The 23,834-nt window shown below is 63.1% G+C and carries 23 protein-coding genes; 9 read left to right on the top strand and 14 right to left on the bottom strand.

Annotation, left to right across the window (positions count from 1 at the left end; genetic code table 11):
• Positions 1-6: 6 nt before the first annotated feature.
• The 4 genes from GHT07_RS01810 to GHT07_RS01825 are packed head-to-tail and all read right to left on the bottom strand — an operon-like array spanning position 7 to position 4,741.
• Positions 7-1,158: an MFS transporter gene (locus GHT07_RS01810; RefSeq protein WP_153583324.1), complete on the bottom strand. Its 1,152-nt coding sequence runs from the start codon at positions 1,156-1,158 to the stop codon at positions 7-9.
• Positions 1,155-2,495: a DNA recombination protein RmuC gene (locus tag GHT07_RS01815; protein ID WP_228488115.1), complete on the bottom strand. Its 1,341-nt coding sequence runs from the start codon at positions 2,493-2,495 to the stop codon at positions 1,155-1,157. Before GHT07_RS01815 ends, GHT07_RS01810 begins: the two co-directional genes overlap by 4 nt.
• A complete protein-coding gene (locus GHT07_RS01820) occupies positions 2,496-3,482 on the bottom strand; it encodes a 2-hydroxyacid dehydrogenase (protein WP_323740737.1) in 987 nt (328 codons plus the stop codon).
• The gene (locus tag GHT07_RS01825; protein WP_153583325.1) at positions 3,479-4,741 is read right to left on the bottom strand and encodes a citrate transporter; all 1,263 of its coding nucleotides are present in this window, start codon (positions 4,739-4,741) and stop codon (positions 3,479-3,481) included. The genes GHT07_RS01820 and GHT07_RS01825 overlap by 4 nt, the downstream gene beginning before the upstream one ends.
• A 152-nt stretch (positions 4,742-4,893) precedes the next feature.
• Here GHT07_RS01825 and GHT07_RS01830 point away from each other — a divergent pair, with 152 nt between their 5' ends.
• Positions 4,894-5,139 carry a CsbD family protein gene (locus GHT07_RS01830; RefSeq protein WP_153583326.1) on the top strand — a complete coding sequence of 82 codons (246 nt, stop codon included), beginning with the start codon at positions 4,894-4,896 and terminating at the stop codon, positions 5,137-5,139.
• A gap of 10 nt (positions 5,140-5,149) precedes the next feature.
• Here GHT07_RS01830 and GHT07_RS01835 read toward each other — a convergent pair whose 3' ends face one another.
• The 3 genes from GHT07_RS01835 to GHT07_RS01845 are packed head-to-tail and all read right to left on the bottom strand — an operon-like array spanning position 5,150 to position 7,256.
• Positions 5,150-5,887: a nitroreductase gene (locus GHT07_RS01835; protein ID WP_153583327.1), complete on the bottom strand. Its 738-nt coding sequence runs from the start codon at positions 5,885-5,887 to the stop codon at positions 5,150-5,152.
• A complete protein-coding gene (locus GHT07_RS01840) occupies positions 5,884-6,330 on the bottom strand; it encodes an acyl-CoA thioesterase (protein WP_153583328.1) in 447 nt (148 codons plus the stop codon). Before GHT07_RS01840 ends, GHT07_RS01835 begins: the two co-directional genes overlap by 4 nt.
• Positions 6,327-7,256: a histone deacetylase family protein gene (locus GHT07_RS01845; RefSeq protein ID WP_153583329.1), complete on the bottom strand. Its 930-nt coding sequence runs from the start codon at positions 7,254-7,256 to the stop codon at positions 6,327-6,329. The genes GHT07_RS01840 and GHT07_RS01845 overlap by 4 nt, the downstream gene beginning before the upstream one ends.
• 213 nt (positions 7,257-7,469) lie before the next feature.
• Between GHT07_RS01845 and GHT07_RS01850 the strand changes: the two genes are divergently transcribed.
• Entirely contained in the window at positions 7,470-8,015 is a 546-nt protein-coding gene (locus GHT07_RS01850; protein WP_153583330.1) for a phasin family protein, read from the top strand.
• 208 nt (positions 8,016-8,223) lie between these two features.
• On the opposite strand, the gene GHT07_RS01855 is transcribed toward GHT07_RS01850, so the two are convergent.
• A complete protein-coding gene (locus GHT07_RS01855) occupies positions 8,224-9,141 on the bottom strand; it encodes a patatin-like phospholipase family protein (RefSeq protein ID WP_228488116.1) in 918 nt (305 codons plus the stop codon).
• 72 nt (positions 9,142-9,213) lie between these two features.
• On the opposite strand from GHT07_RS01855, the gene GHT07_RS01860 reads away from it, so the two are divergent.
• Both GHT07_RS01860 and ggt read left to right on the top strand, forming a co-directional pair.
• Complete coding sequence (locus GHT07_RS01860) at positions 9,214-9,972, top strand: 3-hydroxyacyl-CoA dehydrogenase (RefSeq protein WP_153583331.1); 759 nt, start codon at positions 9,214-9,216, stop codon at positions 9,970-9,972.
• A gap of 11 nt (positions 9,973-9,983) precedes the next feature.
• The gene (gene ggt, locus GHT07_RS01865; protein ID WP_395686966.1) at positions 9,984-11,840 is read left to right on the top strand and encodes a gamma-glutamyltransferase; all 1,857 of its coding nucleotides are present in this window, start codon (positions 9,984-9,986) and stop codon (positions 11,838-11,840) included.
• 16 nt (positions 11,841-11,856) lie between these two features.
• Here the strand turns inward: ggt and GHT07_RS01870 are convergent, their stop codons facing one another.
• On the bottom strand, positions 11,857-12,759 hold the full coding sequence (locus GHT07_RS01870) for a YihY/virulence factor BrkB family protein (RefSeq protein ID WP_153583333.1): 903 nt from the start codon (positions 12,757-12,759) through the stop codon (positions 11,857-11,859).
• A 31-nt stretch (positions 12,760-12,790) separates the two neighbouring features.
• Positions 12,791-14,437 (bottom strand): acyl-CoA synthetase, encoded by a 1,647-nt coding sequence (locus GHT07_RS01875; RefSeq protein WP_153583334.1) that lies wholly within the window; start codon positions 14,435-14,437, stop codon positions 12,791-12,793.
• Between the two features lie 38 nt (positions 14,438-14,475).
• Between GHT07_RS01875 and dnaG the strand changes: the two genes are divergently transcribed.
• Positions 14,476-16,254: a DNA primase gene (dnaG, locus tag GHT07_RS01880; protein ID WP_153583335.1), complete on the top strand. Its 1,779-nt coding sequence runs from the start codon at positions 14,476-14,478 to the stop codon at positions 16,252-16,254.
• 110 nt (positions 16,255-16,364) lie between these two features.
• Here dnaG and GHT07_RS01885 read toward each other — a convergent pair whose 3' ends face one another.
• Entirely contained in the window at positions 16,365-16,586 is a 222-nt protein-coding gene (locus tag GHT07_RS01885; RefSeq protein WP_153583336.1) for a hypothetical protein, read from the bottom strand.
• Here GHT07_RS01885 and rpoD point away from each other — a divergent pair.
• Positions 16,585-18,948 (top strand): RNA polymerase sigma factor RpoD, encoded by a 2,364-nt coding sequence (gene rpoD, locus GHT07_RS01890; RefSeq protein ID WP_153583337.1) that lies wholly within the window; start codon positions 16,585-16,587, stop codon positions 18,946-18,948. The two genes, GHT07_RS01885 and rpoD, sit on opposite strands and share 2 nt — an antisense overlap.
• 57 nt (positions 18,949-19,005) lie before the next feature.
• On the opposite strand, the gene GHT07_RS01895 is transcribed toward rpoD, so the two are convergent.
• Together GHT07_RS01895 and GHT07_RS01900 are read right to left on the bottom strand one after the other, a co-directional pair.
• A complete protein-coding gene (locus GHT07_RS01895) occupies positions 19,006-19,839 on the bottom strand; it encodes a class III extradiol dioxygenase family protein (RefSeq protein WP_153583338.1) in 834 nt (277 codons plus the stop codon).
• Between the two features lie 12 nt (positions 19,840-19,851).
• On the bottom strand, positions 19,852-20,217 hold the full coding sequence (locus tag GHT07_RS01900) for a protocatechuate 4,5-dioxygenase subunit alpha (RefSeq protein ID WP_228488117.1): 366 nt from the start codon (positions 20,215-20,217) through the stop codon (positions 19,852-19,854).
• Between the two features lie 94 nt (positions 20,218-20,311).
• On the opposite strand from GHT07_RS01900, the gene GHT07_RS01905 reads away from it, so the two are divergent.
• The gene (locus tag GHT07_RS01905) at positions 20,312-21,277 is read left to right on the top strand and encodes a LysR family transcriptional regulator (protein ID WP_153583339.1); all 966 of its coding nucleotides are present in this window, start codon (positions 20,312-20,314) and stop codon (positions 21,275-21,277) included.
• On the opposite strand, the gene GHT07_RS01910 is transcribed toward GHT07_RS01905, so the two are convergent.
• The gene (locus GHT07_RS01910) at positions 21,204-22,193 is read right to left on the bottom strand and encodes a helix-turn-helix domain-containing protein (RefSeq protein WP_153583340.1); all 990 of its coding nucleotides are present in this window, start codon (positions 22,191-22,193) and stop codon (positions 21,204-21,206) included. The two genes, GHT07_RS01905 and GHT07_RS01910, sit on opposite strands and share 74 nt — an antisense overlap.
• Before the next feature lie 114 nt (positions 22,194-22,307).
• On the opposite strand from GHT07_RS01910, the gene GHT07_RS01915 reads away from it, so the two are divergent.
• Both GHT07_RS01915 and GHT07_RS01920 read left to right on the top strand, forming a co-directional pair.
• The gene (locus tag GHT07_RS01915; RefSeq protein WP_153583341.1) at positions 22,308-23,483 is read left to right on the top strand and encodes a cytochrome P450; all 1,176 of its coding nucleotides are present in this window, start codon (positions 22,308-22,310) and stop codon (positions 23,481-23,483) included.
• Between the two features lie 9 nt (positions 23,484-23,492).
• Entirely contained in the window at positions 23,493-23,816 is a 324-nt protein-coding gene (locus tag GHT07_RS01920; protein ID WP_153583342.1) for a 2Fe-2S iron-sulfur cluster-binding protein, read from the top strand.
• The last annotated feature ends 18 nt before the right edge of the window (positions 23,817-23,834 follow it).

Here is a 23,834-nt window from a genome sequence, read left to right on the forward strand (position 1 = left end):
GGACGGCTAGCGCTCGTCCAGCTTCACGGCGAGTCGCGTGCCGGCGCCCACCACCAGCCCGACGACCCAGAACACGCCGGAGATGCCGATCGCGGCGCCTGTCAGGCCGAAGAGTAGCGGCATCGCGACGCTCGACGCATTGATCGCCATCAGCCGCATTGCCAGCGCTTCGCCATGACGGTGCGCCGGCGTGATCTGGTGGATCGTGCTCATGATCATCGGCTGCACCACGCCCAGCGAGATGCCAAGGAGTACAGAGCAGATGCCCATGCCGAGGGCCGAGTGCATGAACGGATAAATCGCGAAGAGCGCGGCCGTCGCCACCATCGAGCCGGTCACCATCTTCCACTCGGGCACGCGCGCGGCCACGATCGGAAGCGCGACTCGAATCAGCGCAGCAGCCACCGCAAACGCACCAAGGATCGTGCCGATCACCGACGCAGAGATGCCGCGTTCGTGCCCCAGCACCGGCACTACAAAGGTGTGAACATCCCAGCATGACGAAAGCGCCCAGTTGACCAGCAACAGGCGGCGGAAGTTGGGCTGGGCGAGCAAGTCCCACGCGCGCTCGCGCTTGTGGCCCTCTTCGCGCACAACGGGCCCGAGTTCGTTGAGGCTGCGAACACAGAACCACGTGACAACGGGCAGCAGGGCGAGCATGAAGAACGCCTGGCGAAAGCCTGCATGATCGATCATGAGGCCCGCCGCAAAGGGGCCCAGAAAGTTGGAGAACGCCGGGCCGATCGACAACCACGAAAAGACCTGGCGCAGCTCGGCCGGATTCGCAGCTGCGCGACCGACATGGCGCTGCAACGCAATCGACGCGGTGCCTGTGGCACCGCCGGTGCATAGCGCGGCGATGCACAGAACGGGAAAGACCGGGAAGGCGGCTGCCAGCCCTGCGCCGGTAACGGCGGCGGCGATGCTCCACACCAGCGGCTTCTTCAGGCCATGGCGGTCGGCATACCGGCCGGCAGGCAGCGAGAGGAAGACCTGTGTCAGCGCGAACAGCGCGAGTAAAAAGCCGACCGCGGCTTCGCTGTAGCCGCTGCGAAGCGCAAGCAGCGGCGCGGCCATTCGCGTGCCGGCCATGCAGGCATGAATACAGACCTGCGCCGCGATCAGGCGTGCGAGCGCCGGGCTGAAGCCGTTGCTCATGGGGCCGCTTCGTCCCCTTCATCAGCCGTAGGCGGCAACAAGGCCTGCGCCTGTTCTTCGGGCAGCGCCTCGACCACCTTGAGCGCGCGGCGCATCTGGTTCGTGCGCGTTGTCGCCGTATCAATGGTTTCCGATGCCTTGCGCACCTGCTCGCGAATTTTCTCGACCCACGTGCCATATCGTTCGAACTCGGTCTTCACGGCACCGAGCACCTTCCAGACTTCAGACGCCTGCTTCTCAAGCGCCAGCGTGCGAAAGCCCATATGCAGGCTGTTGAGCATCGCGAGGAGCGTTGTCGGCCCGGCGAGCGTGACGCGATAGTCGCGCTGCAGCGAGTCCATGAGGCCCGGGCGGCGCAACACTTCAGCGTAGAGGCTTTCGATCGGCAGAAAGAGGATGGCGAAGTCGGTCGTGTTCGGCGGGCTCAGGTAGGACTCCGCAATCGACTTGGCTTCGGTTCGGATGCGCGACTCAAGCGCGCGCGCTGCAATGTCGGCAGCCGCCGGGTCAGCCCGGTCTTGCGCGTCGAGCAGGCGTTCGTAGTCTTCACGGGGGAACTTTGCGTCGATGGGCAGCCATACCGGCGTGCCGTCAGCGCTGCGGCCAGGGAACTTGATCGCGAAGTCGACGCGCTGGTTGCTGCGCGGCTTGGTTTCGACCTGCTTGGCGTACTGCTCGGCGATCAGCACCTGCTCCAGCAAAGCCTCGAGTTGCACTTCCCCAAACATGCCGCGTGTCTTGACGTTGGTCAGCACACGCTGCAAGTCGCCCACCCCCTGCGCCAGCGCCTGCATTTCGCCCAGGCCCTTGTGCACTTGCTCGAGCCGGTCGGCCACTTGCTTGAAGCTCTCGCCCAGACGCGTTTCAAGCGTCGTCTGCAGCTTCTCGTCGACGGTCTTTCGCATTTCGTCGAGCTTGGCCGTGTTGGTCTGCTGCAGTTGCTGCAATTGCGCATCCAGCGTTGCGCGCACTTCTGCCATGCGCTTCGCGTTCGACTCACCCAGGCTCTGCAGTTGCATCGACAGCGTATCGGACAGCGTCTTCTGCAAAAGTGCGAGTTGCTGACCGAAGGCGTCGATCTGGGTGTTCTGCGTACGGGTGGCTTCTGCGCCTTGCTTGATGATCGCGTCCTGGAAGGTCGCGAGGTTGTGGGTCAGCTCGGTGCGCGCGCCACGGGATGACTCGCTGATCTCGCGGCGCAGTTCACGCTCCATCCGTTCGTTGGCAGCAAGCAATTCCATGCGCGCTGCGTCATTCGCGGGCGGCTTGCGCATCAGCACGACGAACGCCAACACAAGGTTGGCGACGGCGAGCGCAACAAGAATCCAGATTTCCAATCAATGCTCCTGCAAGACTTCAGGGTTCAGCGGCGTGAGCGGCTTGCCGTTCACGAGAAAGCCGATCAGGTTGTCGGCCGCCAGGTTCGCCATGGCCAGGCGAGTAGGCACCGTCGCGCTCGCGATGTGAGGTGTCAGCACAACGTTCGGGACCGTGAGCAGGTCGGGGTGCACTTGGGGCTCGCCTTCGAACACATCAAGGCCGGCGGCAGCGATCCCCTTGCTGCGTAATGCTGCAGCCAATGCAGCGTCATCGACGATGCCCCCGCGCGCAATGTTGACGATTGTGGCGGTCGGCTTCATCTGTGCGAGTTCTGCCGCGCCTATCGAGTGATGCGATTGGGCCGAGTACGGAACGACCAGGACCAGGTGATCTGCGGTGCGCAGCAAATCCAGCTTGCTCACATACGTCGCCTTGCACTGGGCTTCGAGCTCGGGCGCCAGACGCGACCGGTTGTGATAGATCACCTTCATGCCAAAGCCGTGGGCGCCCCGACGGGCGATACCCTGCCCGATACGGCCCATACCCAGAATGCCGAGCGTGGTCCCGTGCACTTCGCAGCCCGAGAACATGTCGTAACTCCAGCGGGTCCACTTGCCGGCGCGCAAGTAGTGCTCGCTTTCGGTGACGCGGCGGGCCGTGGCCATCAGGAGCGCAAAACCGAAATCGGCCGTCGTCTCAGTCAACACGTCAGGTGTGTTGGTGGCGAGCACGCGGCGCCGGGTCATCGCGGGCACGTCGAAATTGTTGTAGCCCACGGCCATGTTGGCGCAGATGCGCAAGCCGGGTGCGCCTGCGAGGGCATCTTCGTCGATACGCTCGGCGCCCGTCGTCAGCGCACCGGCCGCGCCTTTGAGACGCGCCGCAAACTCGGCCCTGGACCAGAGTTCGTCGCCCTGGTTGGCATCGACCTCGAAATGCTCCTGCAAGCGCGCGATGACTTCCGGGAAGATGGCACGACTCACCAGCACGCGTGGTTTGCTCACTTCTTTTCTCCTTGTACATTCGCCGCTTCCGCTGGCGCGGCCAATTGCCTCGCGTGAGACAGATCAGGTTTCCACCCGAGAACGGCCAGCAGCACCATGAATCCAATGACGTACGCAAGAGCGACGTGCCAGCCGCCCTTGACCCAGGCGCCTACCGAGCGGGCCTGAGGATAAATGCCAGACAGAGCAACACCCGCTGAGGAGCCGAACCAGATCATCGAACCCCCAAAGCCGACGGCATAGGCCAGGAAGCCCCAGTCATAGCCGCCCTGGCGCAATGCGAGTGCCGTCAGGGGAATGTTGTCGAAGACCGCACTCACAAAACCGAGACCGAAGGCTGTTTGCCACGACGCTGCCGGCAGTGCCCGCACCGGCATCATTGCCGCACATAGCACCAGTGAAAGCAAGAAGACGCTTGCGCGCATCGCCTCGGGCAGAAGCGACCACTTGGGCCTGCGCCAGGCAGCGGTGACTGCGATGGCTGCCCACACGGCAATGCCGATGACTGGCCAGTGGTCCAGCACGGCTGCACTCGTCAGGTTGAAATAAACATTGGCGCCGATGGCGGACAGCAGGATCGCGACGACGATCGTCAGGCGTGCGCTCTCAAGCCGGGCACCTACCACGGCGTCTTTCATGATCGGCTGGAAGGCATGCTGCTGGCGCGCGGCGATCACCCCAAAAATCAGGATCGCCACGACTGAGGCTACATAGGCCTCCAGTACCTGCATCGCGGGTACCCCGGCTATCCACATCATGGTGGTTGTCGTATCACCGACCACGCTGCCAGCGCCACCGGCGTTGCTGGCCGCCACGATGGCGGCCAGGAACCCGATATGCACGCGCTTGTTGTAGAGCACGGCCGCCATCGTGCCGCCAATCATCGCGGCGGCGATGTTATCGAGAAAGCTGGACATCACAAACACAAGCAGCAGCAAGCAAAAGCCACCCTTCCAGTCATCGGGCAACAACGCTGGCAATAACTCCGGTAAGCGGCTTTGTTCGAAGTGGTCGGCTAAAAGGGCAAAGCCGAGCAGCAGTCCGAGCAAGTTGGCGAGCGTGACCCACTCATGGGACAGCAGTTCGACCAGGCCGCGCAGCCCGGCCGTCCCCGAGAAGTCGCCAAAGCCGAGCTTGTAAAGCGTGATGACCGCAAGCCCTGTCAGGGCCACTGCAAGCGTATGGTGGTGAAAGAGAGCCACACCCAGCAGCGTCAATGCGAAAAGGATGAAGTCGAGGGGAATTCCAGCCAGGTTCATACGCCTGCGCACGCTTCGATGTTGTAGGGCACCGAAGGATTATGCGGGCACGACCGTCAGCCACATGCCTACGAAAGTGCTCCTGCCGTGCCTACGCGCCGCCCGCAGCCACATCCGTACATTGGACTGACCACAATTTTGGAGGACGCTCCATGAATCACGACACGATTGAAGGCAGCTGGAAACAGCTCAAGGGTAAAGTGAAAGAGCAGTGGGGCAAGCTCACTGAGGACGACATGGACGTGATCGCCGGCAAACGCGATCAACTCCTGGGGCGCATCCAGCACCGGCATGGTCTGGCGAAAGATGAGGCCGAGCGCCAGGTCGAGAAATTCGAACGGCGCAACCCCGAATACCAGTTCAAGCGCAACAAGGACTTTCCATTCGAAAAGTCCTGATGGCGGGTGACTAGTCCAGCCAGTGCGTGAACCCGGATACCGGTTCACGTGGCGTGTGGAAGGTGTTGATCAGCGCGGATTCGTCGGCATAGCCGAGCGACATGCCGCAGACCAGCATCTCGTCGGCCGTCGCACCGATGAGCGGCAGGATGATTTTTGCGAACGGGTTCCACGCAGCCTGCGGACAGGTATGCAGGCCGTGTGCTCGCGCAGCGACCATCAGGTTCTGCAGGAACGAGCCGTAGTCCAGCAATGAACCGCGTCCCATTGCCCTGTCAACGGTGAACATCAATCCGACAGGCGCATCGAAGAACCGGTAGTTGCGCTGGTGCTGCGCGTGCATTTTTTCCTTCTCGCCTTTTGCGATGCCCAGCAGCCCGTAGAGGCCCCAGCCGTTCTCGCGGCGGCGGTCGATGAACGGCGACTTCCATTGGGTCGGGTAGTAGTCGTATTCCTCGGTGTTCTCGGCAGCCAATGCGGGGTTGGCGTACGCCGCATCATGCGCAGCGCACACCTTGTCGGCCAGCGCATCACGGCTCGCGCCTTGCAGCACATACACCTTCCACGGCTGGCAATTCGTGCCCGAGGGCGCGCGGCTGGCAAGGCTCAGCAATTCGGCAATGATGTGCCGGGGCACTGGCTTGTCGCGAAGGAATGCGCGGCACGAAAAGCGACTTTCGATGGCGGCATGAACGCTGGCCGCGTCGTGCACCACGGTGCTTACCTGCGCGATGGGGGATGGATTCAAGTGAGGGTCTCCAACAGGGATTTGAGCGGGGCCGGCAACGGTACGGGCCGACGGGTGGCGCGGTCAACATAGACATGAACGAAATGCCCCTTGGCCGCGGTCATCGGCTCGCCTTGCGCAAACAGGCCCACTTCATAGCGAACACTCGATGTCCCAATGCGAGCCACGCGAATGCCGCCTTCGACGATTTGGGGGAAAGCAAGCGCGGAGAAGTAGTTGCACTGCGTTTCGATCACAAGGCCTATGGTCTGGCCCTGGTGAATATCGAGCACGCCCTGTTCTATGAGGTGCGCGTTCACGACGGTGTCGAACCAGCTGTAGTACACGACGTTGTTGACATGGCCGTAGGCGTCGTTGTCCATCCATCGCGTTGTGATCGTGCGAACTGCCTTGTAGGCGCTTCGAGGTTCGGGCTGTGGCCTGGAGGGTGCTTGGTCGCTCATCTCGGCTGATTCTGCCAGCGCGCGGCGTATTGCGCAGCGACCTTGAACGTATTGATCTGGGCTTGCACCGTGTCTTCAATGCGCGTGCCGTACCCACCAGCCATGGCCATCGCAACAGGAATGCGGCGCTGCCACGCCCAGTCGAATACGCGCCGATCGCGCGCCTCGAGGCCGTCCCAGGTCAGCTTCAGCCTGCCAAGGCGATCGCCCTCGTGCGGGTCCGCCCCGGCCAGATAGATCACGAGGCGAGGCTCGAAGCGGCGATCAAGCTCGTCGAGCGCGCCTTCCAGCGCGTGCAGATAGTCGTCATCGCGGCAGCCATCGGGCAGATTCACGTCGAGGTCACTCGCCTCCTTGCGGAATGGAAAATTCTTCTGGCCGTGCATGGACAGCGTGAACACCGATTCGTCGTCGCGAAAAATGCGCGCGGTGCCGTTGCCCTGATGTACGTCGAGGTCGATGATCGCGATGCGCAATGTCGCCCGCTGCGAGCGCCTCGCCTCGGCTTGCATCAGGCGCGAGGCGACCGCGGCATCGTTGAACACGCAAAAGCCGCCGCCCTTGTCTGCATAGGCGTGATGAGTGCCGCCCGCAATATTCGCGGCAACGCCGTCCGCGAACGCCGACCTGCAGGCAGAAATGGTTGCGCCGACCGAACGGCGCGCCCGCTCGGCCATTGCCTCGCTCCACGGAAAGCCGATCTCGCGCATCACCTTCGCATCGACGCTGCCATCCGAGATACCCGAGATGTAGGCAGGTGTATGGACGAGCGCAAGCTCGCCATCACTGGCTGGCAAGGCCTGGCCCAGACGAACACCGGGCACCTCGGCGACGAGCCGGTCACGCAGGAGCTGGTACTTGCCCATCGGAAACCGATGACCCGCCGGAAGCGACAGAACGAACTGGGTGGCGTAGAAAACCCGCATGCGTGCGATTGTGTCGAGATCGGGTTGCCGACCACTTTCTAGGGGTCAGGTCCTAGAATGGTGCGGCGCAACAAAAACGGCTTGCAATCGCACTTGCTGCGCTTATACTTCGGTCCATGCTGCACTGCAACAAAAGAGGGTTCCGGCCCGGTTCAGCGCAGATATATCGATCCACCGTCGAAACCATTACCGCAACTCACTGGAGATACTGATATGTTGACCGCTGAACAAATCCTGGCCTCGCAAAAAGCTTCCATCGAAACCCTGTTCGGCCTGACCGGCAAGGCGTTCGAAGGCGTCGAAAAGCTCATCGAACTGAACATCACCGCGTCCAAGGCCGCCTTGGCTGAAGCCGCCGACACGGCCCAGTCCGTGATGGGCGTGAAAGACGCACAAGAGCTGCTGGCACTGCAAGCTGCCCTGTTCCAGCCCCTGGCCGAAAAGACCGCTGCTTACAGCCGTCACCTCTATGACATCGCCTCGGGCACGGGCGCCGAATTCGGCAAGGCCTTCGAAGCACAGGCTGCTGACGCGCAGAAGAAGTTCATGGCCGTTGTGGACAACGCTGCCAAGAACGCACCGGCTGGCAGCGAAACCGCTGTTGCCGTGTTCAAGAGCGCCATCGCCGCCGGCAACAACGCCCTGGAATCCGTGCAAAAGGCTGTCAAGCAAGCGACTGATGTCGCCGAAGCCAACTTCAATGCCGTTGCTTCGCAAGCCGTGAACGCTGCCAAGACGACCACGTCGAAGAAGCGCTAAGCCAGCTACTGAGACTCTCGTCTTCACTGGAGCGAGAACTCTACAAAACTCGGGGCATCTCATCGATACTTCACGTCATTGAACGTGAGTTCTGCAGGTTGTCTCCTCGGGTCCTTTCGACACTCCTCGCGAGTTCAGGGATCCTTCAAGGGCAGGTCGCAAGACCTGCCCTTTTTTTGCGCCCGCAACGCGCGCGCGTGCCTTGTACCTACTTCGCCTTGGCTTCCATCAGTGCCTTGAGCTGCGGCATCAACCTGAGCATGGCCGCGCGTCCGGCTTCAATCGACTTGCGCCGCACGGTGAAGTCGGCGCCGCTGACACCCGTAAGTGCAGGCCTCACGACGATGTCCGCGTCCTTCAATTCGAAGCTGTTGATGCTCTTGCCCATGATCGCGAAGGTCTGCAGCAGGATCTGCAGTGTGTCGGTGGAAGGATTGCCTTCCGGCTCACTGGAAATATCGACTGCAATCACGACCTCTGCGCCCATCTGCCGCGCGTAGCGCACCGGCACCGGCGACACGAGACCGCCGTCGACGTATTCATGGCCGTTGATCTTCACCGGCACAAACACCGCAGGCACGGCGCTCGAAGCCCTGACGGCCGTGCCGGTATCGCCACGCTGGAACAACACACCTTGCCCACTGTTGAGATCGGTCGCCACGATGCCCAGCGGCATGGGCATCTGCTCGATCAGCTTGCCCCCAACCTGCTGGTTGACGTAGCGCGACAGCGCTTCGCCGCGCAGCATTCCACGACTGAAAATCGGCAATGTCCAGTCTGTGAACGCAGCCTCCTCCATCGTCTCGGCGACCTGCTGCAGCTGCGCGGAATTGCGGCCACTCGCGTAAAGCGCAGCCACAAGGCTGCCGGCCGATGTGCCAACGACCAGGCTGGGCCTCAGCCCCGCCTCCTCCAGCACCTGAATCACGCCCACATGAGCGAAGCCGCGTGCAGCCCCGCCACCAAGCGCCAGGCCCAACCGGGGCGTCCGCTTGACCGCAGGTGGCGGCGGCTCAGGCGGCCGGACTTCAACTGGCGTGCTCACGCACCCAACCAACAAGAGGCCGACGCCGCCCGCTACCAGCCAGGCTTTCGCCCGGCGCCACCCCATACAGCCAAATGTCATGCGCGCGATTATCGTGGCGCCTCGACTCCGCGATAATTGACGTGAACGTCAACACATCCTGGAGAGAGCAACATGGAAATCAGCGGCAAGGTATTCATCGTCACCGGCGGCGCATCGGGACTGGGCGAAGGCACGGCACGCATGCTGGCGGCCAACGGTGGCAAAGTGGTCATTGCGGACATGCAGGCCGACAAGGGTGAAGCAGTCGCCAGGGAAATCGGCGGCGCGTTCGTCAAGTGTGACGTGAGTCAGGAAGCCGACGGTCAGGCCGTCGTCGCGAAAGCGGTGTCGATGGGCAAGCTCATGGGCCTCGTCAACTGCGCCGGCATCGCGCCGGCAGAAAAGACCGTCGGCAAAAGCGGCGCGCATTCACTGGCAACATTTTCCAAGACAGTCACGGTCAACCTGATCGGCAGCTTCAACATGATTCGCCTGGCTGCCGACGCCATGTGCAAGAACGAGCCTGAAAGCACTGGCGAGCGCGGCTGCATGATTTCCACCGCGTCTGTCGCGGCCTACGACGGCCAGATCGGCCAGGCCGCGTACAGCGCCTCCAAAGGCGGGGTCGTCGGCATGACTTTGCCAATCGCGCGTGACCTCTCGCGCAACGGCATCCGCAACATGACGATTGCCCCCGGCATCTTTGGCACGCCGATGCTCTTTGGCATGCCCAAGGAAGTACAGGATTCGCTGGCTGCCAGCGTGCCATTCCCGTCACGCCTGGGCACCCCCGAGGACTACGCCAAGCTCGCAAAGCACATCTTCGAAAACGACATGCTCAACGGCGAGACGATCCGCCTCGACGGGGCCATCCGCCTCGCGCCGCGTTGACTGAATCGGGTTTGCGGGCCCTAGTTGCAGCAGCGCTGCTCACGGGCTGCGCCTGGTCTGCGTTCGCCCAAGTCGCGACTCCACAGTTCAGCTACCGCACGCCCGACCAGCCGGAGGGCTCGTCGGGCTACAGCCCCAAGCCGGGCTGGGCGGCGCGCACCTATGCCGTCGCGGCGGCGAATCCGCTCGCGACCGACGCGGGCTACCAGATCCTCAAAGCCGGCGGCAATGCCGTCGATGCGGCTGTCGCCGTGCAAATGGTGCTGGCCCTGGTCGAGCCTCAGTCCAGCGGTATCGCAGGCGGCGCGTTCATGCTTCACTTCGACGGCAAGAGAGTCGTCGCATTTGATGGCCGCGAGACCGCACCAGCCCGCGCCGACGAGAACCTTTTCCTGGGCGCGGACGGCAAGCCCATGGCCTTCCAACAGGCCGTGGTGGGCGGCAGGTCTGTGGGTGTGCCCGGCGCGGTACGCATGCTGGAGATGGCCCATCGCCAGTACGGCAAGCTGCCCTGGGCCACGCTCTTTCAACCCGCGATCCAGCTTGCCGAGAACGGCTTCAAGGTCAGCCGGCGCCTGAACAGCCTGGCGAATGGCGATACCGACTTGCGCAAAGACGCGCAGGCAGCGTCCTACTTCTTCGAACCGGAGGGCCGCGCACGCGAACCCGGCTACCTGCTGAAGAACCCTGATCTCGCCTATGTACTTCGCAAGATTGCTGCCGAGGGTTCAAAGGCCTTGCATGAAGGTGTAGTCGCGGCCGCCATCGTGAACAAGGTCCGCTCGCACGCCGCCAATCCCGGCTCGATGACACTCGCCGACCTTGCCGGCTACGAAGCAAAAAAGCGCGAGCCCCTCTGCCACGATTACGCTGTTGCAGCACGCACCTACCGACTGTGCGGCGCTCCGCCCCCGAGCTCTGGCACCATTGCCATCGGTCAGATCCTGGGCATTCTGGGCCAGACGCCAGCAGCCAGCTACCCGCTTGTTCAGGGCTTGGGCGGCGTGCCAGGCAGCACCAGCCCGGTTCCGTCACCCTCGTTCCTCCACCTGTACACCGAGGCATCGAGGCTCGCCTATGCCGACCGTGCGCAATACATCGCCGATCCAGACTTTGTTTCGCCGCCCGCAGGCAGCTGGATGAGCCTGCTGGAGCCGGCTTACCTCGCGTCACGCGCAAAGCTCATCGACACCTCGGCCAACGGCCAGAGCATGAAACTCGCCCGGCCCGGTACACCGGGCGCGCCCGGAGGAGTCACCTCCCGGTACGCGCCGATGCCCGAGCAGCCGGAGTACGGCACGTCGCACATCAGCATCGTTGACGCGCAGGGCAACGCGATCGCAATGACGACAACCATTGAAGCGCAGTTCGGCTCACGCTTGATGGTGAACGTCAGCGGCAAACCCGGCGGCTTCATGCTCAACAATGAACTGACTGACTTCAGCTTCGCACCGAAGGACGCACAGGGCCTGCCAGTTGCCAATCGGGTTGAAGGCGGCAAGCGGCCGCGCTCCTCGATGTCGCCCACACTTGTGTTCAGCCAGCCCGACGGCAAGTTTGTGATGAGCGTGGGCAGCCCCGGTGGCGCCGTCATCGTCCACTTCACTGCCAAAACGATTTACGGCGTGCTGAACTGGGGCCTGAATGCGCAGCAAGCCATCGACTTGCCGAACTTCGGGTCGCTGAACGGCCCCACTTTCCTGGAGGCGAATCGATTCCCGCGCGAAGTGGTCGGCGCGTTGCGTCAACGTGGCGCGGACGTGCGCGAGCTCGAGCTGACAAGCGGCCTGCAGGCCATCCAGGTCACGCCCGTCGGCCTTTACGGCGGGGCCGACCCACGACGCGAAGGCATCGTGATGGGCGACTAGTCCTTGTGTCGCCTGCTCACGGCCCCGCTTGCAGCGGATTCGGATGGGCCGCTTCTTCCGGAAGATGGACACGCTCGAACTCAGCGATGACCTGCGCGCCAAGCAAAAGCAGCGTCGCCCCGATCTCCAGGCTAAACAGCACCACGATGGAAGTCGTGAGCGAACCGTAGACGACGTTCACCTGCGAGAGCGTGCCGAAGTACCAGACGAGGATATGCCGCGTCACTTCCCAGAGCAGTGCGGCAGTGGCACCGCCGAGCAACGCATGCCGCCATGACAGCCGCCCCACCGGCATGACCATATAGACCGAGCTCAGCACGAAAATTTCGCCGCTCAAGCCGAGCAGGTAAAGCAGCACGCCCGACACGCCTTTGAGCGACCAGTCATAACCCAGGATGTGGATGCTGTCCTCGCCGATCGCGCTGAGCATGCTCGACGCCATCGTCATCACCAGCAAGCCGAACCCCAGGCACAGGATGTAGATGTAAGGCAGCACTGCAGACACCACGTAGCGCCGTTTGTGCGTGCGGATGCGATGCAGGAAGATCACTGACATCGCGTTCTCCAGCACCGTGAAAGCCAGCGAGCTGAAGAACAGCATCGTCGCGAGCAGCACCCATCCGATCACGTCCCGGTTGTCCAGGAAGTGCTGCAGCTCGGCGATGATCGCCGTGGACTGCCCCGGGATCAGCCATCCGAGGTAGCGCCCGAGCGTTGCGAGCAACTCTTGCTGATCGATCACATGCGACAAGGCAATCACCGCCAGGATCAGCAAGGGCACCACCGACAGCAACGCGTAGTACGCAACGGCACCTGCGAGCAACAGCCCCTGGTTTTTCTTGAACGCCTTGAGAACGCGCCAGGCGAAAGTACCCGGGTGCTGCAGCACGAGCGCTGCTTGTGGACTGATGAGACTCATGACGCCGCGAGTATGCAGCGACACGCCGCGTTCAGGTGTCGATTGCCGCTGCAGAGCCAGCCTTTTTGCGCAACTCGAACTTCTGGATTTTTCCCGTCGATGTCTTTGGCAGCTCGCCAAACACGACCGTGCGCGGCACCTTGAAGCCGGCCAGATGCTGCTTGCAGTGCGCGACGATGTCCTGCGCAGTTGTGCTCACCCCTGCCTTCAGCTCAACGAACGCGCACGGCGTCTCACCCCAACGCTCATCCGGCTTGGCGACCACCGCAGCCGCGAGCACATCCGGGTGCCGGTAGAGCACATCCTCGACTTCGATCGACGAGATGTTCTCGCCGCCGGAGATGATGATGTCCTTGCTGCGGTCCTTGATCTTGATGTAGCCGTCCGGGTACTGCACGGCGAGATCGCCCGTGTGGAACCAGCCACCTGCAAAAGCCTCTGCGGTGGCAGCCGGGTTTTTCAGGTAGCCCTTCATCGTGATGTTGCCGCGGAACATGATCTCGCCCATCGTCTCGCCATCCTGCGCAACGGGTTGCATCGTGCTGACATCAATGACGCGCGCGTCGCGCTGCAGGTGATAGCGCACGCCCTGTCGCGCATTCAGCCGCGCACGTTCGCCGATATCGACGCCATTCCATTCGTCGTGCTTCGGACAGACCGTCGCCGGCCCGTACACCTCGGTCAGGCCATAAACGTGCGTGAGGTCGAATCCCAGGCGCTCCATGCCTTCGATCATCGACGCGGGTGGCGCAGCGCCGGCCACCATCGCCTTCACGCCGGTGGGCAAGCCCTGCTTCATTTCGTCGCTCGCATTCACAAGCAGGGCATGGACGATGGGAGCGCCGCAGTAATGCGTGACGCCATGGGCCTTGATCGATTCGATGATCGAGCCCGCTTCCACTTTGCGCAGGCACACGTTCACGCCCGCGCGGGCGGCAATGGTCCAGGGAAAGCACCAGCCATTGCAGTGAAACATCGGCAGCGTCCACAGGTACACCGGGTGCTTGGCCATGTCCCATTCAAGAATGTTGGAGATCGCGTTGATCGCCGCGCCGCGGTGGTGATACACGACTCCCTTCGGATTGCCGGTCGTGCCGCTCGTGTAATTGAGCGCAATGGCGTCCCACTCGTCAGACGGCAGCTGCCACTCGAACTGCGGATCGCCTGAGGCGACGAGCTCGTCGTACGTGGTGCTGCCAATGCGCTCGACAACACCCGTGTAAACACGGTCCTCTACATCCACCACCAGCAAGGCCGCTGCGGATTTTCGCAACGCAAGCGCGCGCTTCATCGTCGGCGCGAACTCCGGATCGACGATCACCACCTTCGCCTCGCCGTGATCGAGCATGAAGGCAATCGTCTCCGCATCGAGCCGTGTGTTCAACGCGTTGAGCACGGCACCCGCCATGGGAATACCGAAGTGCGCCTCCACCATGGCTGGGGTGTTCGGCAGCATCACCGCAACCGTGTCGCCCTTGCCGATGCCGCGCGCCTGCAACGCGCTGGCAAGCTGGCGGCACCGCGCATAGACGTCGCTCCACGTGCGCCGCAGTTCACCATGAACCACGGCCAGCCTGCCGGGATAAACCTGCGCCGTCCGCTCGATAAACGACAGCGGCGATATGGCTGCGAAGTTCGCATCATTGCGCCCCAGGTCCTGCTCGAAAATGCTCGTCATGCCATGCCTCCAGGTGATTGGGTAAGAATACGGCAACGATGGCGATTCCCCAGACATTCATCCAGGAGTTGCTCTCCCGTGCCGACGTGGTCGAACTCGTCGGCCGTTACGTGCAACTGAAAAAGGCCGGCGCCAATTACTCCGGCCTGTGCCCTTTCCACAGCGAAAAATCGCCCTCGTTCACGGTCAGCCCCACCAAGCAGTTCTACCACTGCTTCGGTTGCGGCAAGAACGGCGACGCCATCAGCTTCCTGATGGAGCACGCGGGCATGACTTTCATCGAGGCAACAAAGGACCTCGCGCAGCAATACGGCATGGAAGTGCCGGAAGACGACTCCACACCGCAAGACCGCGAGCGTGCCGCCAAACAGCGCGAGAAGCAGGCAACGCTGTCCGACGTGCTGGAAAAAGCCGGCGAGGCCTATCGCAAGCAACTCAAGCTCTCGCCCCGCGCCGTCGAATACCTCAAGGGGCGCGGCCTCTCGGGTGAGGTCGCCCGCGACTTCGGCCTGGGCTATGCGCCCGAAGGCTGGCGAAGCCTGGCAAGCGTGTTCCCGAACTACGACGACCCACTGCTGGCCGAAAGCGGCCTGGTGATCGTCAATGACGAGGAAGACAAGCGCTACGACCGCTTTCGCGACCGCATCATGTTCCCCATCCGCAACGTCAAGGGTGAATGCATCGGGTTCGGCGGGCGCGTGCTGGGCGACGAAAAGCCCAAATACCTCAATTCGCCCGAGACGCCGGTGTTCAGCAAGGGCCGCGAACTCTACGGCCTGTTCGAAGCGCGCAATGCCTTGCGTGAACACGGGTATGTGCTCGTGACCGAAGGCTACATGGATGTCGTCGCGCTCGCCCAGCTCGGCTTCCCGAATGCCGTCGCCACACTCGGCACCGCCTGCACACCCGAGCACGTGAAGACGCTGTTCCGCTTCACGGATTCGGTCGTGTTCAGCTTCGACGGTGACGACGCAGGCCGGCGCGCTGCCCGCAAGGCGCTCGATGGCGCCCTGCCCTACGCCGCTGACGTGCGCTCCGTCAAATTTCTGTTCCTGCCCAAAGAGCACGACCCCGACAGCTACATCCGGGAATTCGGCCAGGATGCGTTCTCGCGTTACGTGAGCGATGCGACACCGCTCAGCCGGTTCCTCATCGACGCCGCACGCGAAGGCTGCGACCTCACGTCGGCCGAGGGGCGCGCGCACATGGCGTCGAATGCCAAGCCATTGTGGCTCGCGTTGCCCGACGGCGCCTTGAAGCGCCAGCTGTTGACCGAGATCGCGACGCTCGTGCAGCTCGACGCGCGCGATTTGTCGTCGCTGTGGGGTGTCGCCAAGTCTGCGGTACCCAGCTCGCCGCGCCGAAGCGACACCTACAAGCCCGCGGCCCGCGCCGGTCGCACACTGCCGCCCGGCAGGGCCGACCGCGCGCTGCAGATCGTCTTTCTGGACCCCCAGGCGTGGGACAAGCTCAGCGACGACGACCACCATGTCCTGTGCGAGCTCGCTGCACCGCACGGCCCGCTCTTTTCCTGGCTCGACAGCCAGGTTCACGAACACGGCATACAGCCATGGGATGCGCTCAAGTCCGCCATACAGGGGCATGACCACGAATCGTTCCTGCTCGACCGCGTCGGCAGGCTGTTGCCTGACATCGAGCACGATTTCGACGAACTGCAGCAAATCCTGCGCAAGGAGCGCGATGAGCGGCGGGCCGAAGAGCTTCGCGACCTGTCCGCGCGCGCGCCAACCGACCCGGCCGCCTACGAGCGCCTCAAACAGCTCATCCAGGGTGACAAACCGCAGCAAACTCCTTGATTTGCCTTGAAATTTCGCCTCACCGGTATAATGTACGGTTGCTAGCGGCAAGAGCGACAGCAGCACCTCCGGATACGGCCTACCGACGCCAATGCGCGCAACCGGCCTCTTCACCGCAAGGACTGCACACCAAATGATCGCCCACACATCTTGCCCATGAGGATCTTCTCAGGCGTAGCGGCCTGAACTGCAGGCATAGCTGCCTGCACAAAGGCGTTCACTCGCTCCCGAACTTTGGGGGCGTTCACGCTTGAAGGTCCATCGCCTGCGCCGGGTTGTAGTGGCGCTTTTTGTTTTAGCTCCTGTTCGAAACGTTCGAGGTATCCATTCATGCCCGCTCAAAAGTCCGGAAAGCTTGCGAAGCCAGCCGCGAAACCTGTCGCCAAAAAAGTAGTCAAACCGGCTGCGCCCAAGCCCAAGCTCAAGGTCGTCAAAGCGACTGCGAAGCCCGTCGCCAAAGCCGCCGTCAAGCCAGTAACGAAAGCCAAATCAGTGCCAGCAACGAAGTCGCCGCCAGCCAAGCCCTCCGAGAAAGCCACCGCCAAAGACGAAGCCAAAAAAGTCGTCAAGGCCGTCGCAGTTGAAGAAGTCGTCAAGAAAAAACCCGGCCGCCCGCCCAAGGCGGTCGTCGAAGGTGCCGCACCTGCCACCGGCGCCAAGCGTGGCCGCAAGCCCAAAGCCGCTGCGGAGGGCAAGGGCAGCGAAGACATGGACATGTCCGATATCGAGGCTGACCTCGTTGGTGAGCCGGTTGTCGAGACGACCGAAAAAGTCAAACCCCTTCGCATGAAGATCAGCAAGGCGAAAGAGCGCGCCTTGATGAAGGAATTCGGCCTGGACGAAACCGTCCTGTCCGAAGAAGAAATGGCCAAGCGCCGCCAGCGCCTGAAGACGCTGATCACGCTCGGCAAGACACGCGGCTACCTCACCCACTCCGAAATCACCGACCACCTGCCCGAAAAGCTGGTCGATGCTGAAACGCTCGAAGTCGTCGTCACGATGTTGAACGACCTGGGCGTTGCCGTGTACGAGCAGACGCCAGACGCCGAGATGCTGTTGCTCAACAACACCACACCGACGTCAGCGACAGTTGAAGAAGCCGAAGAAGAAGCCGAAGCGGCCTTGTCCACCGTTGACAGCGAATTCGGCCGCACGACAGACCCCGTTCGCATGTACATGCGCGAGATGGGCACCGTCGAGCTGCTGACGCGCGAAGGCGAAATCGAAATCGCCAAGCGCATCGAAGGCGGACTGATGGCCATGATGGAAGCGATCTCCGCGTCGCCCGCCACCATCGCCGAAATCCTGCGCCTGGCCAACGAAATCCGCGAGGGCAAGGTCGTCATCTCCACCGTGGTGGACGGCTTCTCGAATCCGAACGAGGCCGACGACTACGTGGCCGAAGAAGACTTCGACGAATTTGATGCCGACGATGACGATGACGGCAACGGCGGCTCCAAGGCCCTGACGAAGAAGCTCGAAGAGCTGAAGACGCAGGCGCTCGAGCGCTTCGACCGCATCCAGCAACTCTTCGAGAAGGTCCACAAGATCTACGACAAGGAAGGCTGGGGCACCCCCGCTTACGTCAAGGCGCAGCACGCCCTGTCGGAAGAGCTGATGACCATCCGCTTCACGGCCAAGACCATCGAAAAGCTGTGCGACCTCGTGCGCAGCCAGGTCGACGACGTGCGCAAGAAAGAGCGCGAACTGCGCCGCATCATCGTGGACAAGTGCGGCATGCCGCAGGACGTCTTCATCAAGGACTTCCCGCCCAACCTCCTGAACCAGAAGTGGGTCGAGAAGCAGGCCGCTGCCGGCAAGCCGTGGTCGGTGGTGATCGCGCGAAACATCCCGCCCATCCAGGAACTGCAGCAAAAACTCGCTGACCTGCAATCGCGCGTCGTGGTGCCGCTCACGCAGTTGAAGGACATCAACAAGCGCATGAACGAAGGCGAAGCCTCGTCGCGCGAGGCCAAGAAGGAAATGATCGAGGCCAACTTGCGCCTGGTGATCTCCATCGCCAAGAAGTACACGAACCGCGGCCTGCAGTTCCTCGACCTGATCCAGGAAGGCAACATCGGCCTGATGAAAGCGGTGGACAAGTTCGAATACCGTCGCGGCTACAAGTTCTCCACGTACGCCACGTGGTGGATTCGCCAGGCCATCACGCGCTCCATCGCTGACCAGGCCCGCACGATCCGCATCCCGGTTCACATGATCGAGACGATCAACAAGATGAACCGCATCTCGCGCCAGCACTTGCAGGAGTTCGGCTTTGAGCCTGATGCCGGCATCCTGGCCGCGAAGATGGAGATCCCGGAAGACAAGATCCGCAAGATCATGAAGATCGCGAAAGAGCCGATCTCGATGGAAACGCCGATCGGCGACGACGACGACAGCCACCTGGGCGACTTCATCGAAGACCAGGCCAACACGGCACCTATCGAAGCAGCCATGCAAGCCGGCCTGCGCGATGTGGTCAAGGACATCCTGGATTCACTCACCCCGCGTGAAGCGAAGGTGCTGCGCATGCGCTTTGGCATCGAGATGAGCACGGACCACACGCTCGAAGAAGTCGGCAAGCAGTTCGACGTGACGCGCGAACGCATCCGCCAGATCGAAGCGAAGGCGCTGCGCAAGCTCAAGCACCCGAGCCGCTCGGACAAGCTGCGGTCGTTCATCGACACGCTCTAAAGCCCAGCCGGGCCTCACAACGAAAAGGCGCCTCGCGGCGCCTTTTTTATTCGCGCGTCACAGCGCCTCCAGCGCCATCATGCCCGCGGCCGTGTTCGAAATCGGGATGTGGTAATTCGTATGGACTTTGCGCACGCGGCCGCCGACAGCAGCGCGGGTAGCGAGCCACATCAGCAACTCAACGCCTTGCGTTCCGGTCTTTTCGACCAGCTCGTGAATGCTGAACTGCGTCGCCCATTGCGGGTCTTCGACCAGGCTGTCCATGAATTTCAGGTCGAACGGCTTGTTGATGAAGCCTGCACGCTCGCCGTCGAGCTGGTGCGACAGGCCGCCCGTGCCCACCACCACGACGCGCTTGTCTGAATCCCATGACCGGATCGCTTCGCCCACCGCCCGGCCAAGCGCATAGCAGCGCTTTGCACTGGGCAGCGGGAACTGCACGGTGTTGATACAAATCGGCACCGTGGTCACCGGGCAGCCCTGCGGCCAGAACAGCTTGAGCGGCAGCGTGAACGCGTGGTCGACCAGCATTTCCTGGCAGGTGGTGATGTCGAACTCGCTGTCGACCAGATGTTCGATCAGGTGCCACGACAGATCGGGCTGGCCCTTGAACGGCGGCAGCGTTGGAATGCCCCAGCCTTCGTCGGCATTGCGGTATTCGGCCGCGGCACCAACGGAGAACGTCGGCATCTTGTCCAGGAAGAAGTTCAGGCCGTGGTCGTTGTAGAAAACGACGGCGACGTCGGGCTTGACCTCGCCCAGCCACTGGTGCACGGGAAGGAAGCCGTCAAAGAATGGCTTCCAGTAGGGCTCCTGCTGCACGCCCCTTACGATAGCGCCGCCAATGGCCGGCACGTGTGACGTCGTCAGGCCGCCGATGATTGTTGCCATGATGAATGCTCCTTAGCCAACGTAGGTGGCGGGCTGCTCGTTGTGGCGCACCAGCATCGCCTTGAAGGCGTCCTTGCTCATGCCGGTCTGCGCAGCGCCCAGGTCCTGCACGTCCAGCCCCAGGATGCCGGCGAATTTGGCGAGGTAATACACGTTCCCGCCAGCCGCAAGCAGGCCAAGCACGTTGCGCTGCCGGATCGCCTCGCGCTGCTGGTCGTTCAGGCCATAGCGGCCCATGTACGCCTCTTCGTCGCTCTTGAATGCATCGCGGTTCGTCGCGTCGTTGAACGAAAAGCACATCTTGTTCAGCGCATAGCCGCGCATGGCTTGCGTGCCGTCGAACAAGGTCGTGCCGGGAATGCGGCCGGGCATGGGCATGTTGTCTCCTCGGGTCGTGATTGCGGGTGCGATTGATATTTGTCAGAGCCCAAGTCTGGCGATGCGCATACAAAAGATAAACCGATGGGTCTTCATGGCATTCATGAACAGAATCGATACGTGCGAACTCGATGGCCGGCTGCTGCAACTGCTGCTGGCCGTGCTGGACACCGGCAGCGTGACTGCCGCGTCCGTGCGCCTGGGCGTGACCCAGTCGGCCGTGAGCCACGGGCTGGACCGGCTGCGTGCACTCACGGGCGACCCGCTCTTCGTCAAAAGCGGCCGCGGCATCGCAGCGACCGCGCGCGCTGAAGCCCTGGCCGAACCTGCGCGCGAGCTTTTGACCGGCATGGGGCGTTTCGCGCAGCACGGCGCATTCGATCCAGCCAGCTGGCGCTGCACCTTCACCGTCGCCGCCAACGACTTCCAGCGCGACCTGCTGCTGCCTGCTCTGGCCGTGCGCCTGCGCGAGCGGGCACCGGGCGTGTCGCTGCGCATAGTGCCCTCGGCCGTGCCGCGCGCCGAGATGCTGCGCAACGACGAATGCCAGCTGGTGATCACCCCGCGCCCGCCCGAGGGCACAGACATCATCCAGAAGCTGCTCTTCCAGGATCACTACCGCGTGTTCTACGACCCGGCCGTGCGCAAGGCGCCGCAATCGATCGCCGAGTACCTGGCGGCCGACCACGCTACCGTTGTCTACGAGCCCCGACGCAGCATCGACCTGGACCAGCAGCTCGCTGCGCGCGGCGTCGTACGACGCTTTGCGGTGATGGTGCCGGGCTTCTCGGCGCTGCCTGCATTCATGCGCGGAACGGCCTTGCTGGCCACCGTGCCCTCCCTGCTCGCACGGCACACGCTGGCAGACCTTGCGAGCTGCGAGCCACCCTTGCCCTGCCCCGCAATGCCGATGTATGCGCTGTGGCACGTGCGTTACCGGCACGACGACGCACACCACTGGCTGGTGCAGCAACTGCTCGACCTCGTCAGGCCGGTGCTGTCGCTGCCTGCCGGTGTGCCACGCGCCAGCGCAGAGGCGTCATTCCCGTTTGCCGCTTGAAGAACCGGTTGAAGTAGGCCGGATCGTCAAAGCCCAAGTCGACAGCCAGGCGCGATGCAGGCGCTGCCACATAAGCAAGCCGGCGGCACGCCTCGCGCGTGAGCCTGTCATGAATGCACTGGAGCGCGCTGCGCCCGGCCTCGGCACGCACGAGCCGGTTCAGGCGTGTCGTTGACATGCCCAGCCGCGACGCATACCGCTCCAGCGGCCAGTGATCCATGAAGTGCGACTCCACCAGCAGCATGAAGCGCGCAAACATGGCCTGGTGCCGCCACGCCCGCTCGTGCGGATGGCCGGCCTGCGCCGCTTGCTGGCGCGCCCGCGCAAGCCGCCACACCACGGCGCGGGCAAGCCATGTCGGCACCGGCGAGTTCGTCGCACCCGGTGCGGCAGGCGCGCGAAATTCGTCCATCAGCGCTGCGAAGAGGCGCTGCATGCGGTGCGCTGCGCAAGCCTCCTCGGTCGCCTCCTCTGTCGCGTTGCCGCTCGCATCGTCAGGCGCATCGCCAGGCGCGCATCCAGCATCGAAATGCACGATTCCCGCAGCAGAAAAAAGCTGCCGGAAAGCATCGCCCGTTTCCTGGAAATCGCCATCAAGCAGGAACCTCGGGCTGATCGTCAGCACAAAGCCCGCCGTCTCTGGCGCAAAGCGAAAGCCGTGCACAACACCCGGTGGCACGACCACAGCGGACATCGCAGGCACCTGCAGGCGATGCTCGTCGAGCGTCGCCGTTGCCCACCCGCGCGCAATCCACACGATCTGGTAGAGCCCCTGGTGAACGTGCGTGTCGATCTCCCAGCGGCGCACGCGGCTGCGCGACTGGATGTCTTCGATGTGCAGCATTTCCCTGCCCGGCTCGACGGGTTCGCCATACAGCGAGAACGTGGGAACGGGCAAGGGTTGAATGCCAGGCATCTTGCTCGAAAAGTGCAATTTCCCGCCACGGTTTGTGCCGTGTGTTTGCGTTGCGTCAAACCTAAAGTGGCGGCCAGAACACGGGCCGTGCGGCTCGCCAACAGGAGACAACGCATGTTTTCATTCGACCCCTATTCGCCGGCCGTCGACGCCGACCCGTTCCCCTACTACCGCCGCCTGCGCGACGAGCACCCGTGCTTCTGGAGCCCCGAAGCGCAGATGTGGGTGCTCTCGCGCTATGCAGACATCGTGACGGCGCTGAACGACTGGCAGACCTATTCGTCGGCCAGCGGCAACCTGATGACAGAGCTGCCCGGCCGCGCCGGTGCAACGCTCGGCAGCTCGGACCCGCCGCGTCACGACCGGCTGCGCGCCCTCATCCAGCATGCGTTCGCGCGCCGCAACCTGATGGCGCTGGAAGAGCCCATCCGCGACATCGCACGCACCGTGTTCGGCCAGCTCCAGGGCACGAAGTCCTTCGACTTCAAGGACGTGTCGTCGCAGTTCACCGTCAGGGTGCTGATGGCCGCACTGGGCCTGCCCATGGGCGACGAGGCGCTGGTGGACGAAAAGGAAGTACGCGACAACGCCGTGCTCATGGTGCAGAGCGATTCGCGCACGCGAACCAAGGGGCCCGAGCACATCGCTGCCTACAACTGGATGCAGAACTACGCAGCCCAGGTGATCGCGATGCGGCGCGCGCAGCCTCGCAATGACCTCATCAGCCACTTCGCGCAGGCCGAGATCGACGGCGACCGCCTGGACGAGCGCGAGGTGCTGCTGACCACCACCACACTGATCATGGCCGGCGTCGAATCGCTGGGCGGCTTCATGATGATGTTCGCGTACAACCTCGCAACATTCGCGCAAGCGCGGCAAGCCGTCGTCGCCGACCCGCAGCTGCTGGTCGAAGCCGTGGAGGAAAGCCTTCGCTTCAACACCTCGGCGCAGCGCTTTCGCAGGCGGCTGATGCGCGACGTGACGCTGCACGGCCAGACGATGCGCGAAGGCGACTTCGTCTGCCTGGCGTACGGTTCGGGCAACCGCGACGAACGCCAGTTTCCCAATGCAGAGGTGTACGACATTGCGCGCAAGCCACGCGGCCACCTGGGCTTCGGCGGCGGCGTGCATGCATGCTTGGGCACCGCCATCGCGCGGCTTGCGATACGCATCGCGTTCGAGGAATTCCACCGCGTTGTGCCCGACTACACGCGCGCGGCCGACCAGCTTGCCTGGATGCCTTCTTCCACCTTCCGCAGCCCGCTCGTGCTCGAGCTGAGCGTGCCCTGAGCGCCTGCCATGACCCACGTCACTTACATCGAAGCCGACGGGCGCGAGCAGACCCTCGACATCCAGGAAGGCTGGAGCCTGCTGCAGGCTGCATTCGCGCACGGCATCAGCGGCCTCATCGGCGAATGCGGCGGCGCTTGCTCCTGCGGCACGTGCCATTGCTATGTCCAGCAGGATCGCCTGCAGGAGTTGCCGCCACCTTCAGCCGGCGAACTGGAGATGCTGGAGTTCGTCGCGAGCGAGCGCCGCGACAACAGCCGCCTGGCCTGCCAGATCCGCGCCGCGTCGCATCTCGAAGGGCTGGTGGTGCACCTGCCCGATACACAGACCTAGCAGACCTAGCAGACCTAG

It is taken from the genome of Caenimonas koreensis DSM 17982 (assembly GCF_009646335.1).
Taxonomy (GTDB): Bacteria; Pseudomonadota; Gammaproteobacteria; order Burkholderiales; family Burkholderiaceae_C; genus Ramlibacter; species Ramlibacter koreensis.

Bases quoted from the DNA above. Each gene is read 5' to 3' on its own strand.
- GHT07_RS01810 (WP_153583324.1), bottom strand. From the start codon at position 1,158: ATGAGCAACGGCTTCAGCCCGGCGCTCGCACGCCTGATCGCGGCGCAG.
- GHT07_RS01825 (WP_153583325.1), bottom strand. From the start codon at position 4,741: ATGAACCTGGCTGGAATTCCCCTCGACTTCATCCTTTTCGCATTGACG.
- GHT07_RS01830 (WP_153583326.1), top strand. From the start codon at position 4,894: ATGAATCACGACACGATTGAAGGCAGCTGGAAACAGCTCAAGGGTAAA.
- GHT07_RS01840 (WP_153583328.1), bottom strand. From the start codon at position 6,330: ATGAGCGACCAAGCACCCTCCAGGCCACAGCCCGAACCTCGAAGCGCC.
- GHT07_RS01845 (WP_153583329.1), bottom strand. From the start codon at position 7,256: ATGCGGGTTTTCTACGCCACCCAGTTCGTTCTGTCGCTTCCGGCGGGT.
- GHT07_RS01850 (WP_153583330.1), top strand. From the start codon at position 7,470: ATGTTGACCGCTGAACAAATCCTGGCCTCGCAAAAAGCTTCCATCGAA.
- GHT07_RS01855 (WP_228488116.1), bottom strand. From the start codon at position 9,141: ATGACATTTGGCTGTATGGGGTGGCGCCGGGCGAAAGCCTGGCTGGTA.
- GHT07_RS01860 (WP_153583331.1), top strand. From the start codon at position 9,214: ATGGAAATCAGCGGCAAGGTATTCATCGTCACCGGCGGCGCATCGGGA.
- GHT07_RS01870 (WP_153583333.1), bottom strand. From the start codon at position 12,759: ATGAGTCTCATCAGTCCACAAGCAGCGCTCGTGCTGCAGCACCCGGGT.
- GHT07_RS01875 (WP_153583334.1), bottom strand. From the start codon at position 14,437: ATGACGAGCATTTTCGAGCAGGACCTGGGGCGCAATGATGCGAACTTC.
- dnaG (WP_153583335.1), top strand. From the start codon at position 14,476: ATGGCGATTCCCCAGACATTCATCCAGGAGTTGCTCTCCCGTGCCGAC.
- rpoD (WP_153583337.1), top strand. From the start codon at position 16,585: ATGCCCGCTCAAAAGTCCGGAAAGCTTGCGAAGCCAGCCGCGAAACCT.
- GHT07_RS01885 (WP_153583336.1), bottom strand. From the start codon at position 16,586: ATGAATGGATACCTCGAACGTTTCGAACAGGAGCTAAAACAAAAAGCG.
- GHT07_RS01895 (WP_153583338.1), bottom strand. From the start codon at position 19,839: ATGGCAACAATCATCGGCGGCCTGACGACGTCACACGTGCCGGCCATT.
- GHT07_RS01900 (WP_228488117.1), bottom strand. From the start codon at position 20,217: ATGCCCATGCCCGGCCGCATTCCCGGCACGACCTTGTTCGACGGCACG.
- GHT07_RS01905 (WP_153583339.1), top strand. From the start codon at position 20,312: ATGGCATTCATGAACAGAATCGATACGTGCGAACTCGATGGCCGGCTG.
- GHT07_RS01910 (WP_153583340.1), bottom strand. From the start codon at position 22,193: ATGCCTGGCATTCAACCCTTGCCCGTTCCCACGTTCTCGCTGTATGGC.
- GHT07_RS01915 (WP_153583341.1), top strand. From the start codon at position 22,308: ATGTTTTCATTCGACCCCTATTCGCCGGCCGTCGACGCCGACCCGTTC.
- GHT07_RS01920 (WP_153583342.1), top strand. From the start codon at position 23,493: ATGACCCACGTCACTTACATCGAAGCCGACGGGCGCGAGCAGACCCTC.